Below are 17,850 nucleotides of genomic sequence, written 5' to 3'. Positions count from 1 at the left end.
CATTTTTCGTTTACTTTTTATCCCACTTTCTTATCCAGAGTTTGACGGCTCAATTGTTAAATCTAACAGAGGTTAAACCTCATGAATACTCTCATTTGTAGCATTAACTCCAATTAATTAGTTTGATATCTAATATTAATTTATGCGTGCTGCTGTGGTTGTGGTAGGGCCGTAAGTCAAAGAAATCTATACATTTATCTTGTTTTTACAGATTAATTCTTTTTTACATAACTAACTTGTGAGCTTTGTCACTGTGCTATTTTAGGTTGATAGTTACATCACTAATCATTATCATGATTGTTAATTGAACGTTCAATTAACGTCGTTCAGAGTATTGAGAGAGTGGTTATTCCTTGAGTATTTATGCCTAAAGCCGCAATGAAATTGATACGCAGACAGCAGCTTATCGATGCGACATTAGCATCGGTTGCCTTGCATGGATTGCAGCACACGACCATCAACAGCATTAGTCAGTTGGCGGGGATGTCGTCGGGGATCATCAGTCATTATTTCAGTGGTAAGCAGGGCTTGATCCAAGCGACGCTGCGCCACTTGCTCGAGCAGTTAAAGCAAGCGTTGCTCAATCGAATCCAAGGACAAGTGTTGGCGCCAACAGAGCGCTTAATGATGATAGTTGAAGCGAATTTTACCGAGTTACAGCGCTCACGAAATGTCACTCACACTTGGCTGAGTTTTTGGGCACAGGCCGTCCACGATCCCCAGTTAGCCCGTTTGCAGAATATCAATAGTCGCCGCTTATACAGCAACTTACATTTTTCCTTTCGGCACGTGTTGCCCAAAGAGTTTGCCCTGATGGCTGCTGAGCAAACGGCGGCGATGATCGATGGATTTTGGTTACGCAGCGCCTTAAGTGAAACCCCTGAGCAAGATTTTGTTCAGGCCGAAAAATTATGCAAAACCTTTATCCATAACGTGATAAAGCAGCATGGAGTTAATACATGTCAGTATCAGTAGAAGTTCAGTACAACTTTATTGCGGGTCAGTTGCTCGCTAACGACAGCGGCGAAACCTTCGACGTCGTCAATCCTGCCACCGGGCAATTGGCGTATCGAGTGCAAGTGGCTGATGAAAAAATTCAGCAAGCGGCCATCGAGAGCGCCAAAAAAGGCTTTGTGATTTGGTCAGCCATGAGCGCCACCGAACGCAGTCGTATTCTGTTAAAGGCGGTCGCATTATTGCGTGCTCGTAATGATGAACTCGCGGCAATCGAAGTGTGCGACACAGGTAAACCTTGGCAAGAAGCCTCAGTGGTTGATGTGGTCACAGGCGCAGATGCTATCGAATTTTTCGCCCATATTGCCCCAGGGCTTGAAGGCGCGCAGCAGCAAGTCGGTGGGGATTTTTATTACACCCGCCGCGAGCCCTTAGGCATTTGTGCTGGCATTGGCGCGTGGAATTATCCATTGCAAATCGCCTGTTGGAAGGCGGCGCCTGCCTTAGCCAGCGGCAATGTGATGATTTTTAAACCTTCGGAAGAAACGCCGCTTGGCGCACTGAAATTGGCGCAACTCTTTAGTGAGGCGGGTCTGCCCGATGGCGTATTTAACGTCGTGATGGGTGACGGCAAGGTTGGCGCTTGGTTAACGGGGCATCCAGATATTGCCAAAGTGTCCTTCACGGGGGAAGTCGGTACCGGTAAAAAAGTCATGGCCGCGGCGGCAAGTTCATTACAAGACGTCACTATGGAACTCGGTGGTAAATCACCGCTTATCGTATTTGACGATGCCGATATCGACAATGCGGTTTCAGGTGCCATGCTCGGTAACTTCTATACCCAAGGTGAAGTCTGTACCAATGGGACGCGGGTGTTTGTCCATGAGTCGGTTTATCCACGCTTTATCGAAAAACTGCTTATGCGTACTCAAACTAATATTGTGGTGGGCGATCCTATGGCGCCAGAGACTAACTTTGGCGCCTTGATCTCCAAAGACCACCAGCAAAAAGTGCTCGATTATATTCAGCAAGGTATCGACGATGGCGCAACTCTACTCACCGGTGGCACAGCATTAACGCCGGAAAATGCTCCCAATGGTTACTTTGTCGCCCCGACGATTTTCACCCATTGCACCGACGAGATGCGCATCTGTAAAGAAGAAATCTTTGGCCCTGTGATGTCGGTACTCACCTTTAAAGAGGAAGCGGAAGTGATTGCTCGGGCAAACAATACCGCTATGGGCTTGGCCGCTGGGGTGTTTACCCAAGATATCAGCCGTGCCCATCGGGTTATTCATCAGTTACAGGTGGGTATTTGCTGGATCAATGCCTATGGCGCCTCGCCAGCCGAAATGCCCGTGGGAGGTTATAAGTTGTCGGGCATTGGCCGTGAAAACGGTAGCGAGACACTCAAGCATTACACCCAAGTTAAAGCCGTTTATGTGGGTCTACAGCCCTTAGAAAGCCCATTTTAAGGAGGCATTTTGACTCAGTCATTAGAGCAAAAATATTATAACTACATCATAGTTGGCGCAGGCTCAGCGGGTTGTGTGCTCGCCAATCGCTTGTCAAAGGATCCTAAAAACGAAGTGCTGTTATTAGAAACCGGTGGCAGCGATAAGAGCATCTTTATTCAAATGCCGACGGCGTTATCAATTCCGATGAACAGCCCTAAATATGCTTGGCAGTTTGAAACTGAGCCTGAGCCGTATTTAGATAATCGCAAGATGCATTGTCCTCGGGGCAAGGTGCTTGGCGGTTCATCGTCGATCAATGGCATGGTATACGTTCGTGGTCATGCTAGGGACTTTGATGAGTGGCAGGCGCAAGGGGCGACCGATTGGGATTATAGCCACTGCTTACCGTACTTTAAGAAGGCGGAAACCTGGGCCTTTGGTGGTGATGAGTATCGCGGTGAGTCTGGGCCGTTAGGCGTGAATAACGGCAATCAAATGCAAAACCCCTTGTACCAAGCCTTTGTGGATGCGGGCATTGCGGCGGGGTATTTATCGACCGCCGATTATAATGCGGCGCAGCAAGAAGGTTTTGGCCCTATGCATATGACGGTCAAAAAAGGCGTACGCTGGTCAACCGCCAATGCCTATTTACGCCCAGCGATGGCTAGACGTAACCTCACGGTTGTGACCCACGCTTTAGTGCATAAAGTGTTATTGGAAGGACAAACGGCTGTTGGCGTTCGCATTGAACACAAAGGTAAAGTTGAAGATATTCGTTGTAACAAAGACGTGATTTTAGCTGCCGGCTCAATAGGTTCGCCGCATTTACTGCAATTATCAGGCATTGGCGATCCCCAAGTATTGGCCGATGCAGGGGTCGAGTTACAACATGAGTTGCCCGGTGTTGGTCAGAATTTACAGGATCATTTAGAGTTTTATTTCCAATTCAAATGCCTTAAACCGATTTCACTCAATGGCAAGTTAGATCCTTTCAGCAAGTTCTTAATCGGTGCCCGTTGGATCTTAGATAAGTCTGGCCTAGGGGCCACGAATCACTTCGAGTCCTGTGGCTTTATTCGCTCAAAAGCGGGTCTGGAATGGCCAGATTTACAGTACCACTTTTTACCTGCGGCCATGCGTTACGATGGCAAAGAAGCCTTTGCGGGTCATGGGTTTCAGGTACATGTGGGCCATAACAAGCCTAAGAGTCGTGGTGCCGTGACCTTAGTGTCGGCAGATCCTAAAGCGCCGCCCAAAATTCAGTTCAATTATTTACAGCATCCCGATGATATTGAAGGCTTTAGGGCCTGCGTGCGTTTGACCCGTGAGATCATTAATCAAGCGCCATTCGATGAGTATCGCGATGAAGAAATTCAACCCGGCACACAAGTGCAAACCGATGCGCAAATCGATGCCTTTGTGCGTCAATCGGTTGAGAGTGCTTACCATCCTTCTTGTTCGTGCAAGATGGGCATGGATGCGATGGCGGTGGTGGATCCCGAAACCCGCGTGCATGGATTGCAGAATTTACGGGTGGTGGATTCTTCTATTTTCCCGACTATCCCGAACGGCAATTTGAACGCGCCGACCATAATGTTGGCTGAGCGCGCTGCGGATATGATCTTAGAGGCTGAGATGTTAGCGCCAGCAGATTCCGCCGTTGTGGTTGCCGATGCTTGGCAAACCACACAAAGAAGTACTGCTACAGGTTAACGGCGCAAGTTAATGCCATAAGTGCACAACATGCCTGCTCGGTCCGTCTTATCGATGGACTGGCGGCTTCAACTTTGAAATGACTCATTAATTGATGACTCAAAACTCATTAATTGTTTACTCAAAATAAGGGTCATGATTCATTTTATCTAAAGGGTCGGTCAGCCCGCAGTGAGTGTGCAAATGACCGCTTTCACGACTGATCATCTATCAGGGTTTAACTATCGCGGAGTATTTTTAAGTAGCGATATTTAAGGCTTGAGGGCAGAACGCTGCCTTTAAAAATGGTTCAGTTTTTATTATTAAATAAAAACATGGAGTTACATTTTATGGGTCTATATCCAGATGCCGACTTATACCCAGTATCGACTGGGACTGAGTGCTCATTATGACTTGGTTATTATCCGCAGGGATACTGTTCACTTTTGCCGCGATTGCGTTTGTGATTTATCGCTGGGGCAATATTCGCTGTATCGGGGTGACGCCTGTGCGTACTTTTACCTTTATCGCGATTCTGTTTACCTCAGGACTTGATGTCGGCTTGATCATGTTTCCGCTCACCGAGTTTGCGGGTTACGCCAATGTGGCGGCGAGTCCTGAATACGGCTTTAGTAATCCGCTGGCGATTGAGTTTGGCTTCTGGGCCTTCTTGATTTGGATCTTCTACTTTTTAACCTGTTTTTATTTTTGTGTCATCGAGCCTAGGGTGAGATTCTTCGATATTCCTTGGGTTAAGTTCATCAATAATATCGTAATTATTGGCACCTGCGCCTTTACCGCCTATTTGCTATTGAGCAATTTACCTTGGTATTTACCCGAATTAGGTGATGGCGAAACCATAGTCGGTAGCTTCTATTTAATCGTATTTATGGTGATCGCCGCGGCTGTGTATTCCAGCACTAGCATACGTTATGTGCGTATCTTGAGTCTGGCGAGCACCTGGTTATTTTTAGGCTTGATTGCCATCATGTGGGCCAGTGCATTTTTATCGGCTGACTCGAGTGTGGGCGAGTTCTTTACGACCTTTGCCATGCTGGGTGACTACTTCGGCAATATTCAACATTTTGTGTTACCCATCAACGACTACCATGAGTTTTATCTGTTCTGGTGGTTTGCGTGGAGCATTATGATCGGTCAATTTACCTCACGCTTTGTCGGCGGCATGAAAACCTACCAAGTGCTGTTGGCCATGATGGTGTTTCCGTCTATCCCCATCGCGATTTGGTTCACTGTACTTTATTACTACAGCGCCAATGGCTTAGATACCTCGGGCTTCTATAATCTGGCGATGGTGATTGTGGGAATTACCTTTGTAATCAATTCACTCGACTCACTTGTACGCCTCTATACCGATAATCTTAATTTGACCATTGAGCGGTTAGGCAAGTTTAAATATGTCAGTTTTAACTTAGTCTTGCTCTGCAGTCTGACATTACTTTTTCAATTAGACTTTCTTCAAATTCAATGGGTTGGTGCAATCGCACTGGGCCTGATCTTTAGCTGTTTTGGTTACATCATGATGACGCAATTGCAAACTGTTCGTGCCATTGAGCGCTCGCCAAAAGAGAACAAAATCGACTTTACTAAAATTGAGCTAGCCAACTAATGGAAAAATTAATAATGAAATCAAAATGTTTTTATCTTGTCGCTGGTGGATTGTTATTGATGTCGACTGCGGCGAATGCCGGATTATCGGCCACTGTGACGGCGACGTCGGATTACACTTTTAATGGTGTCAGCCAAACTGACAGTGGCCCAGCACTGCAAGGCAGTCTGGATTACGGTTTTGATTCGGGATGGTACGTGGGCGGCTTTACCTCGAACGTCGACTTTGGGGGGAATGACAGCACTTGGTTGGAACTCGATGCCTATGCGGGCAAGTTTTATCAGCTCAATGAGCAACTGAGTTTCGATGTCGGGCTGGCCTATTACACTTACCACGGCGAGTCGTTTTCCGATGAGTACAACTATCCTGAGCTGTATAGCAAGTTAGGATATGATAGTTCACTGGGTCACTCTGAAGCTAAGTTAACCTACACATGGGATTACTTTGGTTTGGGTGGTGAGCATTACACTATGTTGCTTGGCCATACTGTCAGTGTCGCTGAAGGGCATGATATTCGCTTTAGTGTCGATCGCTCGACATCACTTGATGAGGATAAATGGTCATGGGATGGTGGCAAATCTTTTAATCATTTCCGTATCGCCTATCTGACCAGCTGGAGTGGCTTTGATTTTAGCCTTGCCGCCGAAGATACCAGTATGAACTTAGATACCAGTGACGAGCGTTTAGTGTTGTCGGTATCGCGTCAATTCATGTTGTAATCTAAGGGACTTTTACCATAAAAGTGCCTCCTCTTGGTGAGTTCAGCCGCGCTTTCTGGTAAGGTGCACTCGTTGCTTAGAATGGGGAGAATGAAAAGAACGATGGAAAAGTACGAACAACTGCTTATTTCGCTGCGCCGAGTGATACGCGCTATCGACATTCATTCTCGCCAGCTGAACAAACACTCAGGTTTAACTGGGCCGCAATTGATGGTGATGCAGAAAATCGCCCAATTGGATGCGCCATTGGCTAAAACCGTGGCGGAAGAAATTACGCTCAGCCCTGCGACTGTAACGACCATTATCGATCGTCTAGAGGGACGTGGTTTAGTGATCCGTCTACGCAGTGAGACTGATAAACGTAAGGTGCATTTATATCTTAGCGATGCGGGCCGAGCACTGTTACAGGACTCACCTAAACCGTTACAGGATCATTTTATTAAGCGTTATCAGAATCTTGAAGAATGGGAGCAGAGTCAATTGCTCTCAGCCGTTGAGCGTATCGCGACTATGATGGACGCCGATAAAATTGATGCGGCGCCTATGCTCTTGGTGGGGAAGATCCAAGGGGATGAGTAAGTTTCGTTTTTTCAACGACTAAAGTTATAAGATAAAAAAGCACTGAATTCTCAGTGCTTTTTTGCTTTTAGCCGATTAAGCGTTAGATCAGACAGCAGGGCAGCTTGTTTCTGTTACTGAATTGATGAGGATCTCTTGTACTGGTGTGTCTTGGAAGCCTTCGATATTTTTTGTTGGGACTATGCTGATTTGATCTGCCACCTCTATGCCGTCAACCACTTTGCCAAACACGGCATAACCATAACTACTCGCTGACGCGTCTAGATGTGGATTATCTAATACATTGATAAAGAACTGAGAGGCAGCGGTATCAGGTGCATTTGCTCTTGCCATCGCAATAGTGCCACGTTTGTTGCTAATACCGACTGCGGCTTCATTCTTGATTGAGGCACTGGTCGGTTTGCTTTTGAGACCAGTGGTAAAACCGCCGCCTTGGATCATAAAGTTATTGATGGTTCTATGGAATAAGGTGCCGTTATAGAAAGACTTATCAACATACTGCTTAAAGTTTTTACCTGTGATTGGCATGTTAGTTAAGTCAATGGCAAGTGTGATATCGCCTTTCGTCGTTTTCATTAAATAACACACATCCGCAGCTAAGGTTGGCGGAGTGGGATCGGGCGTCGGTGGCGTCGGCGTTAAATCACCATCTGTACTTCCTTCACAACCCGTCAAGGCTATGCAGCCGACAAATAGTAATCCTGATAACTTCTTCATTTCATATCCTTATTCTCAATCATCATTGGGGTGTTTTTGCTTTAGCATTCCATGGGCTTGAGCCACTGGCGTATATGTGAGGGCATATCAGGTTCCATGAATTTAATGTTGTTATTATGTTTCTATGCTGTAGCGAGACGAGATGTTGACAGAGGAGAGATAGGCTGTTCAAGTTATAAAACGCAATTGATACAAAGTGTTGCACTGATATCTGTGGTTAATATGTAACTTGACGTATTTGTTAGTATTAGTCTGAACACAATGACATAAAAATGACTTACGCTTGTCATGTTATTTCTATCCCTTTGCTCTTCACTTATTGCATGCTTTAGGAGCCATGCTTGCCCTCTTGCTGAACGCATGCCCCAATTTAGTGCATTCCACTCTTTATATCCTGATAGCTACTGAGCGCCAACTTAACTGAGTGCTTCTAGTAAGTTACTGATTTTTTGAAAATGTTTTTTGTTATTTCTCTGAAATATTTATGTCATCTTCTTGTTACTTTTCGTTGGCATGGTTACTGTATATCTAAAGCTATGGATGAGCGGTCGCGGGGGCGACAAAATATGGGGCTGGAAAAGTTGCTGTATTTGCGGGGAGTTGGAGCAGAATTTACTGATTGTTTTGGCCAAAATATCCATATTTCCGAGGTAGACAGGCAAGGTATCTTGACCTGTATGTTACAGGAAAAAAACAGCGTGGCAGGGACTGCCATTGATGCTCCTGCTACAGAAGCGTTATCGAGTGATGCTGGGCTGACCTGTGTCGATGCGGTATTGACCGAAGCATTGATCGCGTCGCAAATTGATCTACTGGATGCCCGTCCTTGGACTCAGGTGCTACCTGAATTCCATTGGTGTTTTGTGGATGAACCTTGGATAAGCCTTTGTTTACCGGAAACCTATACCTCAGATCTGAGTGTGGCGATTGAATGCGAACAGGGTGAGTCCATCGTATTCGATGTGCCTTTCTCGGCGCTTAAGTCCATTGGCGATTACCGCATTGAACAAACGCTTTATCTACACTATCGCCTTGATCTTACGCAACTGGGATTCGCACGCCTCGATTTAGCTGAGGCCAAGACCCAAGCTTTCCCTGACAACTTAATGCCCGCCGAGACTGAAGCGGTGAATTTAGCGTCCTATTTCCTGAGCAGCCAAGAGTTCACTAACAACCCTGCATTCACAAAAAACCAAGACTCATTTGTGCAAGTAGCAGACAAAAATGCGAGTGATTTCTCTGTGTTAGGTTTGGGCTTTCATCGCATAGCCTTAAGCTTAAAACATGCCCTATCGACAAGTACACAAGCGCCAAGCTTGGCGCTAGAGAGCTGTGTGACGGCAGAGGCTGATACTCGTACTTTGTTCTCTGGCACCTTAATGGTGGCGCCGCGGGCCGCTTATCAAGGCGTACTCACGGCTGTTGCCCAAGGTAAACGCCATAAACCTTGGGGGATCAGCGTCCAACTTTACAGTTTGCGCAGCGAGAGCCAATGGGGCATTGGCGACTTTGGTGATTTAGAACAACTGATCGGGCTGGTGGCGGCGCAGGGCGCGGATTTTATTCAACTCAATCCCTTGCATGCCCTCGATATCGCGGCGCCAGAGCATCCGAGTCCTTATAGTCCGTGCGATCGCCGCAGACTTAATCCTCTTTATATTCAATTACAAAGCGTTCCTGAATACCAAGCTCTTGCCACTGAATTTTCAAGTTCTATTTGGGTAGAGGCTATCGCCTTACTGAATCGTGATAATTGGCTCGATTATCCTAAAGTGAGCGAGCTGAAATACCGTGCCTTTGAGCAGTTATATCGCGTTTTTTGTGACACGCATCTGGCGAATGATACGCCCAGAGCGCAAAGATTCCATGAGTTTGTGCGTGAGCAGGGCAGTGCGCTACAAGAGTTTGCTCAAGCGGAATATTTGCGTAGTCCTAAAGCGTTTGTGCAAGAGGAAGGTTTCTATCTTTACCTGCAATTTGTGGCTGAAAAGCAGTTACACCTCTGTCAGCTAAAAGCTAAAGAGGTTGGGATGGGGCTGGGATTGATCCGTGATTTGGCCGTCGGTGCAGCGCTGCAGGGCAGTGAAGTACAGGCTAATGCCGAGCAGTTTTGTTTGAATGCCAGCATAGGTGCACCGCCCGATCCCTTTGCACCCCAAGGACAAAATTGGGGCTTAACGCCACTCGATCCTGTGAAGTTAAAACAACATAATTTTAGTCATTTTATTGCCTTGAACCGCGCTAATATGGAAAGCTGTGGTGCCTTGCGTATCGATCATGTGATGGGCTTACTGCGACTCTGGTGGTGGCCGCTGGATAAGCAACTCGGTCACGGTGCCTATGTGTATTATCCCGTCGAAACCTTGCTTGCCATCGTTTGCCTTGAGAGCCAACGTGCTCGCTGTGTGGTGATTGGCGAAGATTTAGGACTGGTGCCACCTGACATTATTCATCGTCTCTACACTTCTGGCATTTATTCCAATGAGTTGTTCTATTTCTGCAAAGACCATCAAGGCTTTAAATCACCGGATCAATATAAGTCCCAAAGCTTAATGATGCTGGCGAACCACGATGTGCCGACTTTAGTCGCTTGGTGGTGTGGCAGTGATTTACACCTGCGTCGACAGTTATCCCTGTTTGAAACTGACGAGCAGCTAGGCGAGGCGCTCGCTGGGCGTGAACATGAAAAGCAGCAACTCATTTCACTGTTAGTCGCTCAAGGTCTGTTAGCCGATGTGACGATAGCCGAACTCGATATTCAAACCTTGCTCACGGCTTGGATGACCTTAGGAGCTCGCGGTAATAGTGCGCTATACAGCGTGCAACTGTGCGATTTATTAGCAGATCGCCATGCGGTGAATATTCCCGGTACTTGGCTCGAATATCCAAATTGGCAGCGTCGCCTGCCGCTGAATTTAACGCAAGTGTCGACTTCGCCAGAGATACTGCAGCGATTACAAAATATCGCTGTGGCGAGACAGCTACCGAGCTAAATCTAGCACCAGCGAAAGGCTGCCTATGTCGCACCACATTATGCCATCCCTAAAGATGAGATTATTAGGGGGATGTGGGTAAAGAGTGCCAATTTGCAAGTTTAATTGACTGATAAACGGAAGAAAAATGATGACTCAAGCCAATGCCTATTTCTACGATGGTGCCGACGTCGCCCTACTTAATGGTCAATACACTGATGTTTTTTCGCTCTTGGGTATGCACAGTGCCAACGATGGTAAGGCATTAATTGTTCGTTGTTTTTTTCGCAATGCCCTCAGTGTGGATGTGATCAGCATTAAAGATGGCCGCAAAGTGGCGAGTCTGGACAAGGTCAACGAGCAGGGACTGTTCGCCGGCACTCTGGGACGACGCGTCAAGCCGTTTCTCTACTTGCTACGGGTGGAATATCCCCTGTGTCAGTTAGATATAGTCGACCCTTATCAGTTTGATTCACTGCTCAATAGTGATGATATTTACCTGTTTGGTGAAGGCAGCGCCGAGCGTGCCTATGAATTTTTGGGGGCCAACTGGCGTCAAACCCAAGGCGTCGAAGGTGTGCATTTTTGTGTGTGGGCACCCAATGCTAAGCGGGTTTCTGTGGTGGGAGATTTTAACCATTGGGACGATACTCGCCATGTGATGCGCCAACATATTGCCAATGGTTTATGGGAGCTATTTTTACCCAATGTGGCTGAAGGTGCACACTATAAGTTTGATTTGGTTTATCAAAATGGTGAGCGCCATACTAAATCCGATCCTATGGCAACCCAAATGGAATGCGCGCCCCATAATGCTTCTATCGTGCCCCAAAAAGCTCACCATAGCTGGAATGATACCGCTTGGATGAGTAAACGAGCGGCGACTGCTTGGCATAAAGCGCCCATGTCGGCCTACGAAGTGCACTTAGGTTCGTGGCGTCGTAAGGGAGAGCAAGGCGAGCAATATCTTGATTATCAAGACTTGATTGAACAGCTGATTCCCTATGTGAAGGAGCAAGGCTTTACCCACATCGAACTGATGCCGATCAGCGAGTTTCCCTTTGATGGTTCGTGGGGATATCAGCCAGTGGGTCTCTATGCGCCGACCCACAGATTTGGCGATGCCAATGGGTTAAAGGCCTTTGTGGATGCCTGCCATCAGGCGGGAATTGGTATTATCCTTGATTGGGTGTCGGCGCATTTCCCTAAGGATCCCCACGGCTTAGTGCGTTTCGATGGCACATGTCTGTATGAGCATGAAGATCCTCGCAAGGGCACACATCCCGATTGGGATACCTTAATTTATAACTATGATCGCGGTGAAGTGCGCAGTTTCTTGTTGAGTAATGCCTGTTACTGGCTGCGGGAATTTCACTTTGATGGCCTGCGTCTCGATGCCGTGTCTTCTATGTTGTATCTCGATTACAGCCGCGAGCCGGGCCAATGGCTGCCCAATGCCTATGGTGGACGGGAGAATCTTGAGGCCATTAGTTTCTTACAAATTTTGAATCAACGCTTGTACCAAGCTTTCCCCGGCATTTGCATGATTGCCGAAGAGTCCACCGCTTTTGCGGGGGTGACTAAGCCGACGGATCAGCAAGGTCTCGGCTTTGGCTTTAAATGGAACATGGGCTGGATGAATGACAGCTTAAGCTACTTAGGCCGAGATCCGCTTTACCGCCAGTTCCACCATCATCAATTGACCTTCAGTTTAATGTACGCCTATACCGAGCAATTTATGTTGTCCGTGAGTCACGATGAAGTGGTCCATGGCAAGGGCTCGTTGCTGCATAAAATTCCCGGTGATGATTGGCAGAAATTTGCAACTCTGCGTGCCTATTACGGTTTTATGTGGGGGCATCCAGGTAAGAAATTACTCTTTATGGGCTGCGAGTTTGGTCAGCGAAATGAGTGGAACCATAACCAGAGTTTAGATTGGCACTTATTGGCTTACGAGCCGCACCAAGGCGTCCAGCGTTGGCTTAAAGATCTCAATCACTTATATCAAAAAATGCCAGCCTTATCGGTTCAGGATTACGAGGGCGCAGGATTTAGTTGGCTAGATTGTGAGAATAGCCGCGACAGCATCTTTACCTTTGTGCGTTACGGGTTAGCGGGTGATGCGCCGTTAGTGTTTGTCATCAACATGACGCCCCAATTACACACTGGGTTCCGTATTGGTTTGCCTTTGGCGGGGGATTACCGCGAATATCTTAATAGCGATAGCCAGATTTATGGTGGCAGTAATCAAGGTAATGCGGGCACTGTGGTTGCTGAGTCGCTGCCATGGCAGGGAATGGCGCAGAGCGCGCTGATCACTGTGCCGCCCTTGGGCTGCCTAGTGATAGGGCCTGCAACTGGATTGGCTGAGGCGAACTAGCATGCAAAAGCCCACGGCTGATGATATTAAGCTCAACCCTGACGCTAAAAACCACCCATTTCAAAGCGAAAAATGGGCGTTAGGGGTAGGTGAGCCTTTTCCGCTCGGTGCTAATGTTGAAGGCGATGGCGTCAACTTTGCGTTATTTTCAGCTAACGCCACAGCGGTCGAGTTATGTTTATTTGATGACAATGGCGAGCAAGAAATCGCGCGTATTGTGTTAACTGAACAAACCCAGCAAATCTGGCATGTGTTTGTGCAAGGGCTTAAGGCGGGGCAACTCTACGGTTATCGCGTTTATGGCTCCTATGAGCCTCAGCTTGGTCACAGATTTAACCCCAATAAATTATTGCTCGACCCCTATGCGCGCCAGCTCGTCGGTGAATATCACGACCATGAGTCTAACTATGGTTACGAGCTGAACCACATGGATGAAGACTTATCTTTCAGTAAGTTAGATAACACTGCCTATGTGCCAAAATGCAAGGTCGTGGACATTCGTCCATTAATCGAGATAGCTGCCAAGCAGTCGATTCAGCCCCTTGCGACGAGGTTTCAGCCCAAACCCCTAGAGCGCAGCATCATTTATGAGATGCACGTTAAAGGCTTTACGGCGGTGCATCCTGAGATTGAACCCCATAAACGTGCCACCTTTGCGGGCTTAGCGACTCAGCCTGCTATCGATTATTTGACCGAACTTGGGGTGACGTGTGTCGAGTTACTTCCTGTACAGGCCTTTTTCACTGAGCCATTTTTGCTCGAGAAAAAGCTCACTAACTATTGGGGCTATAACAGTATCGGTTTTTTTGCCCCTGAGCCGAGTTATCTGTCATCCGACAACATTGGTGAGTTTCGGGCCATGGTGGATGCACTTCACGGCGCAGGTATCGAAGTGATCCTCGATGTGGTCTATAACCACAGCGCCGAGGGGAGTCGACTTGGGCCGACCTTTAGTTTTCGTGGCATAGATAATCTCAGTTATTACCGCCTGCATCCGAATGATAAGCGTTTTTATATTAATGATACGGGTTGCGGAAACACCTTAAATATCAATCATCCACGCATGTTACAGCTCGTACTAGATTCGCTGCGTTATTGGGTAGAAATCATGGGCGTCGATGGGTTTCGCTTCGACTTGGCGGCTTGCTTAGGTCGCGAGGCCTATGGTTTTGATCCCGGCTCAGGTTTCTTCGATGCGCTGTTGCAAGACCCTGTTTTATGCCGAGTGAAATTAATTGCTGAGCCTTGGGATATCGGCCCCGGTGGTTATCAATTGGGCAATTTCCCCGTGGCCTTTAGCGAGTGGAACGACAGATATAGAGACACTATGCGCCGCTTTTGGCGCGGCGATCACAGCATGTTGCCCGAATTTGCTCGGCGTTTTCACGGCTCGGGGGATTTTTTTGAGCACAGTGGCCGTCCACCTGCGACCAGTCTTAATTTTTTAACCAGTCACGACGGTTTTACTCTTAAAGACTTAGTGAGTTATACCCAGCGCCATAACTTGGCAAATGGGGAGGATAACCGCGATGGTCACCAAGAAAACTTCAGCCATCATTATGGGATTGAAGGGGAAACCGAAGATAGCTCAATTCTAGAACTTCGCAGTCGTCAACAACGTAACTTATTGACTACGCTATTTTTATCTCAAGGTGTGCCTATGTTGTTGAGCGGTGATGAGACAGGCCGCACTCAGCAAGGCAACAATAATGCCTATTGCCAAGACAATGAACTGAACTGGTTTGATTGGTCGGCAAAGGACATGGACACTGAGCTGTTGGCCTTTACTCAACAGCTTATTGCTCTGCGGAAACGTTTCCCGCTGTTATGTGCTAAGCGCTTCATTCACGAACAGTTATTGGCTGAATCCTTAGCCGATATTGGTACTCGATTAGATTGGTTTAGTCGCCAAGGTGAACAAATGACCAAGAGCTTGTGGACCGAATCTATGTGCCGCAGTTTGTCTGTGGTGCTTTCCGGTGATTTAGAAGATCAAGGCAAGCAGCAAGCTTTGCTGTTGATGGTTAATGCCGACGACAATCCTCTCGCTTTTACCCTGCCGACTTTCGAGCACTTGAGTCCGTGGCAATGCCTTATTCATACCCAAACTGAGCCGCTGGATGTTCAGATCTCTGCGACGCGATACTTACTGCAAGATCGTAGTCTCATGCTTTTTCATGCTGATTTTATAGGAAATGAAGGAATTAACTATGAGTGACAAAAGCGAGCTGAGCCCCAATACCAGCGAAAAACCAGTAACACTAGCTCAGTCAAAAGCCGCGAGCAAGAAAGCTCCCGCTAAACGTCAGACTAAGTCTAAAGCCGCTGAGCCCTGTGAACCCTGCGATGCTTTGCCCGCTTCTTTTGAGCGCCATTTACGTTATGGACTCAGCCGTGGCGAAGGCGTGAGCTGCGAATTATTTCAAGCGTTAGCATACAGCGTGAAAGAACAGATGCTAGATAATTGGCGTCAGACTCGAGTGGATGACAGCCATTTTAAGCGCAAGCAAGTGGCGTATTTATCCCTCGAATTTTTGATGGGCCGGGCGCTAGGTAATGCACTACTGAGTTTAGATTTGCAACAAGATAGCCGTGATGCCTTGAGCAACTATGCGGTATCGTTAGAAGAGTTAGAAGAGGCCGAACATGATGCTGGTTTAGGCAACGGCGGCCTAGGTCGATTAGCCGCGTGTTTCCTCGATAGCTGCGCCAGCATGGACTTATCAGTGACGGGTTATGGCATACGTTACGAATATGGCATGTTCGCCCAGAAGATAGTCGACGGTTACCAAGTTGAACGCCCTGACCGTTGGTTGCGCGAAGGTAATCCGTGGGAAGTGCGTGTCCCTACCCACAACGTAATAGTGCCATTTTTTGGCCATACCGAATCCTATGTCGATAAACAAGGCCGTAGGCACATTATTTGGGTTGAAACCCAAGATGTGCTCGCCGTCGCCTATGACATGCCAGTTCCTGGTTATCGCAATGGGCGGGTAAATACCTTGAGATTGTGGAAGGCTGAAGCGACCGATGATTTTGATTTAGCTGAGTTTAATCAAGGCGACTACACAGAAGCCGTGGCCCGTAAAAACTTGGCCGAGCAGATCACTATGGTACTCTATCCAAATGATGCGAGCGAGAACGGCAAAGAGCTGCGATTACGTCAGCAATACTTTTTATCCTCCGCTAGCTTGCAGGATTTACTCAAACGTTGGGTGAGTCGTCATGGTCATGATTTTACGCAGTTTGCCGCTAAAAATGTCATGCAGTTGAATGACACTCACCCTAGCATTGCCGTGCCTGAGTTGATGCGGTTATTGATCGACGAATACGGTTTGGAATGGGACAGTGCGTGGGCGATTACCAGTCAGACCATGGCTTACACTAACCATACCCTGTTGCCTGAAGCACTAGAGCGTTGGCCCGTGCGTATGATGGCGCAAATGCTGCCACGCATCTTAGAAATCATTTATGAAATCAACGCCCGTTACTTAGATATAGTCGCCCACCATTGGCCTGGAAATAGTGAGAAATTGGCGAGTATGTCAATTATTCAAGATGGTCCACATCCCCATGTGCGCATGGCGTATTTGGCGATTGTGGCGAGTTTCTCGGTCAACGGTGTCGCGGGTTTACACACGCAACTACTCAAATCTGGGTTGTTTAAGGATTTCTATGAGTTGTGGCCGCATAAGTTTAATAACCGTACCAATGGTGTGACGCCAAGGCGTTGGCTTGCCCATTGTAACCCTGCCTTAGCTAAGTTACTGACCGCCCATTTAGGTCAAGAATGGGTGACAGACTTAAGCCAGTTAACGGCGCTCAATGCTCTCACACAGGACAATGCGTTTATCCAAAAATGGCGTGATGTGAAGCAAGCCAACAAGGCTTTGCTGGCTAAGATGATTGTTAAGGAATGTGGGGTTGAGTTCGATCCGGCTATGCTGTTTGACGTGCAAGTGAAGCGTATTCACGAATATAAACGTCAGTTACTCAATATCTTGCATGTGATCCATCTCTATCATCAGATCCAGCAAGGCCACACCGAAAACATGGTGCCACGTTGTGTATTGATCGGCGGTAAAGCGGCGCCCGGTTACTTTATGGCTAAGTTGATCATCAAGCTCGCCAGCAATGTTGCTCATATGGTCAATTCCGATCCTATGGTGACGCCTTACCTACGCTTTGCTTTCTTACCAAACTACAACGTCAGCGCCATGGAAAAAATCTGTCCGGGGACTGATTTGTCCGAGCAAATTTCAACCGCGGGCAAAGAGGCATCGGGCACGGGCAATATGAAGTTCATGATGAACGGCGCCCTGACAATCGGCACTATGGATGGCGCCAATATCGAGATGTTAGAGGAAGTGGGCTCTGAGAACTTCTTCCTGTTTGGACTCAATGCGGAGCAGGTCTCGCAGGTACGTAGTCACTATCATCCGCGCAGTATTATTGATGATTCACCGGCGTTATCTGAGGTGATGAAGTTACTCAAAAGTGGTCACTTCAATCTGCTTGAGCCGGGGATTTTCGATCCCATTATTGCCGCCATCGAAAGTAGCGACGATCAATGGATGACGGCCGCCGACTTTGACAGTTACCGAGTCGTGCAAGAAGCCGTGGCGCGGGCCTATAAAGATCCGCAGGTGTGGACGCAGATGAGTATTCGCAATACCGCCGCCAGCGGACGTTTTTCGAGTGATGTGACGATCGCAGGTTATCGCGATGAAATTTGGAAACTGTAAGGGTTGAG

The 17,850-nt window shown here is 47.5% G+C and carries 11 protein-coding genes; 10 read left to right on the top strand and 1 reads right to left on the bottom strand.

The window, feature by feature from the left end; genetic code table 11:
• Positions 1-363 precede the first annotated feature (363 nt).
• The 6 genes from betI to RA178_RS15790 all read left to right on the top strand — a co-directional run bounded on the left by betI (position 364) and on the right by RA178_RS15790 (position 7,028).
• Positions 364-975 carry a transcriptional regulator BetI gene (gene betI / locus RA178_RS15815; protein WP_263145113.1) on the top strand — a complete coding sequence of 204 codons (612 nt, stop codon included), beginning with the start codon at positions 364-366 and terminating at the stop codon, positions 973-975.
• Complete coding sequence (betB, locus tag RA178_RS15810) at positions 960-2,429, top strand: betaine-aldehyde dehydrogenase (protein WP_306682718.1); 1,470 nt, start codon at positions 960-962, stop codon at positions 2,427-2,429. The genes betI and betB overlap by 16 nt, the downstream gene beginning before the upstream one ends.
• A gap of 9 nt (positions 2,430-2,438) precedes the next feature.
• The gene (betA, locus tag RA178_RS15805) at positions 2,439-4,124 is read left to right on the top strand and encodes a choline dehydrogenase (RefSeq protein WP_306682716.1); all 1,686 of its coding nucleotides are present in this window, start codon (positions 2,439-2,441) and stop codon (positions 4,122-4,124) included.
• Positions 4,125-4,512: 388 nt separating this feature from the next.
• Complete coding sequence (locus RA178_RS15800) at positions 4,513-5,730, top strand: BCCT family transporter (RefSeq protein ID WP_306682714.1); 1,218 nt, start codon at positions 4,513-4,515, stop codon at positions 5,728-5,730.
• Between the two features lie 14 nt (positions 5,731-5,744).
• Complete coding sequence (locus RA178_RS15795) at positions 5,745-6,449, top strand: TorF family putative porin (protein WP_173246025.1); 705 nt, start codon at positions 5,745-5,747, stop codon at positions 6,447-6,449.
• 102 nt (positions 6,450-6,551) lie between these two features.
• Positions 6,552-7,028 (top strand): MarR family winged helix-turn-helix transcriptional regulator, encoded by a 477-nt coding sequence (locus RA178_RS15790; RefSeq protein WP_006080852.1) that lies wholly within the window; start codon positions 6,552-6,554, stop codon positions 7,026-7,028.
• Between the two features lie 87 nt (positions 7,029-7,115).
• Here the strand turns inward: RA178_RS15790 and RA178_RS15785 are convergent, their stop codons facing one another.
• Positions 7,116-7,745 carry a peptidylprolyl isomerase gene (locus RA178_RS15785; RefSeq protein ID WP_173246022.1) on the bottom strand — a complete coding sequence of 210 codons (630 nt, stop codon included), beginning with the start codon at positions 7,743-7,745 and terminating at the stop codon, positions 7,116-7,118.
• Positions 7,746-8,311: 566 nt separating this feature from the next.
• Here RA178_RS15785 and malQ point away from each other — a divergent pair.
• The 4 genes from malQ to RA178_RS15765 all read left to right on the top strand — a co-directional run bounded on the left by malQ (position 8,312) and on the right by RA178_RS15765 (position 17,842).
• Positions 8,312-10,738, top strand: coding sequence for a 4-alpha-glucanotransferase (malQ, locus tag RA178_RS15780; protein ID WP_306682711.1), 2,427 nt, complete (start codon positions 8,312-8,314; stop codon positions 10,736-10,738).
• Between the two features lie 127 nt (positions 10,739-10,865).
• Entirely contained in the window at positions 10,866-13,097 is a 2,232-nt protein-coding gene (gene glgB / locus RA178_RS15775) for a 1,4-alpha-glucan branching protein GlgB (protein WP_306682709.1), read from the top strand.
• A gap of 1 nt (position 13,098) precedes the next feature.
• Complete coding sequence (gene glgX, locus RA178_RS15770; protein ID WP_306682707.1) at positions 13,099-15,315, top strand: glycogen debranching protein GlgX; 2,217 nt, start codon at positions 13,099-13,101, stop codon at positions 15,313-15,315.
• Positions 15,308-17,842: a glycogen/starch/alpha-glucan phosphorylase gene (locus tag RA178_RS15765; RefSeq protein WP_212600350.1), complete on the top strand. Its 2,535-nt coding sequence runs from the start codon at positions 15,308-15,310 to the stop codon at positions 17,840-17,842. The genes glgX and RA178_RS15765 overlap by 8 nt, the downstream gene beginning before the upstream one ends.
• The last annotated feature ends 8 nt before the right edge of the window (positions 17,843-17,850 follow it).

The organism is Shewanella oncorhynchi (genome assembly GCF_030848765.1).
GTDB lineage: Bacteria > Pseudomonadota > Gammaproteobacteria > Enterobacterales > Shewanellaceae > Shewanella > Shewanella oncorhynchi.
Note: the sequence above shows the minus strand (reverse complement) of the source record. Positions and strands in the feature narration are given on the sequence as shown.

Excerpts from the sequence above, each read along its gene's own strand:
- betI (WP_263145113.1), top strand. The coding sequence starts at position 364 with ATGCCTAAAGCCGCAATGAAATTGATACGCAGACAGCAGCTTATCGAT.
- betB (WP_306682718.1), top strand. The coding sequence starts at position 960 with ATGTCAGTATCAGTAGAAGTTCAGTACAACTTTATTGCGGGTCAGTTG.
- RA178_RS15800 (WP_306682714.1), top strand. The coding sequence starts at position 4,513 with ATGACTTGGTTATTATCCGCAGGGATACTGTTCACTTTTGCCGCGATT.
- RA178_RS15795 (WP_173246025.1), top strand. The coding sequence starts at position 5,745 with ATGAAATCAAAATGTTTTTATCTTGTCGCTGGTGGATTGTTATTGATG.
- RA178_RS15790 (WP_006080852.1), top strand. The coding sequence starts at position 6,552 with ATGGAAAAGTACGAACAACTGCTTATTTCGCTGCGCCGAGTGATACGC.
- RA178_RS15785 (WP_173246022.1), bottom strand. The coding sequence starts at position 7,745 with ATGAAGAAGTTATCAGGATTACTATTTGTCGGCTGCATAGCCTTGACG.
- malQ (WP_306682711.1), top strand. The coding sequence starts at position 8,312 with ATGGGGCTGGAAAAGTTGCTGTATTTGCGGGGAGTTGGAGCAGAATTT.
- glgB (WP_306682709.1), top strand. The coding sequence starts at position 10,866 with ATGATGACTCAAGCCAATGCCTATTTCTACGATGGTGCCGACGTCGCC.
- glgX (WP_306682707.1), top strand. The coding sequence starts at position 13,099 with ATGCAAAAGCCCACGGCTGATGATATTAAGCTCAACCCTGACGCTAAA.
- RA178_RS15765 (WP_212600350.1), top strand. The coding sequence starts at position 15,308 with ATGAGTGACAAAAGCGAGCTGAGCCCCAATACCAGCGAAAAACCAGTA.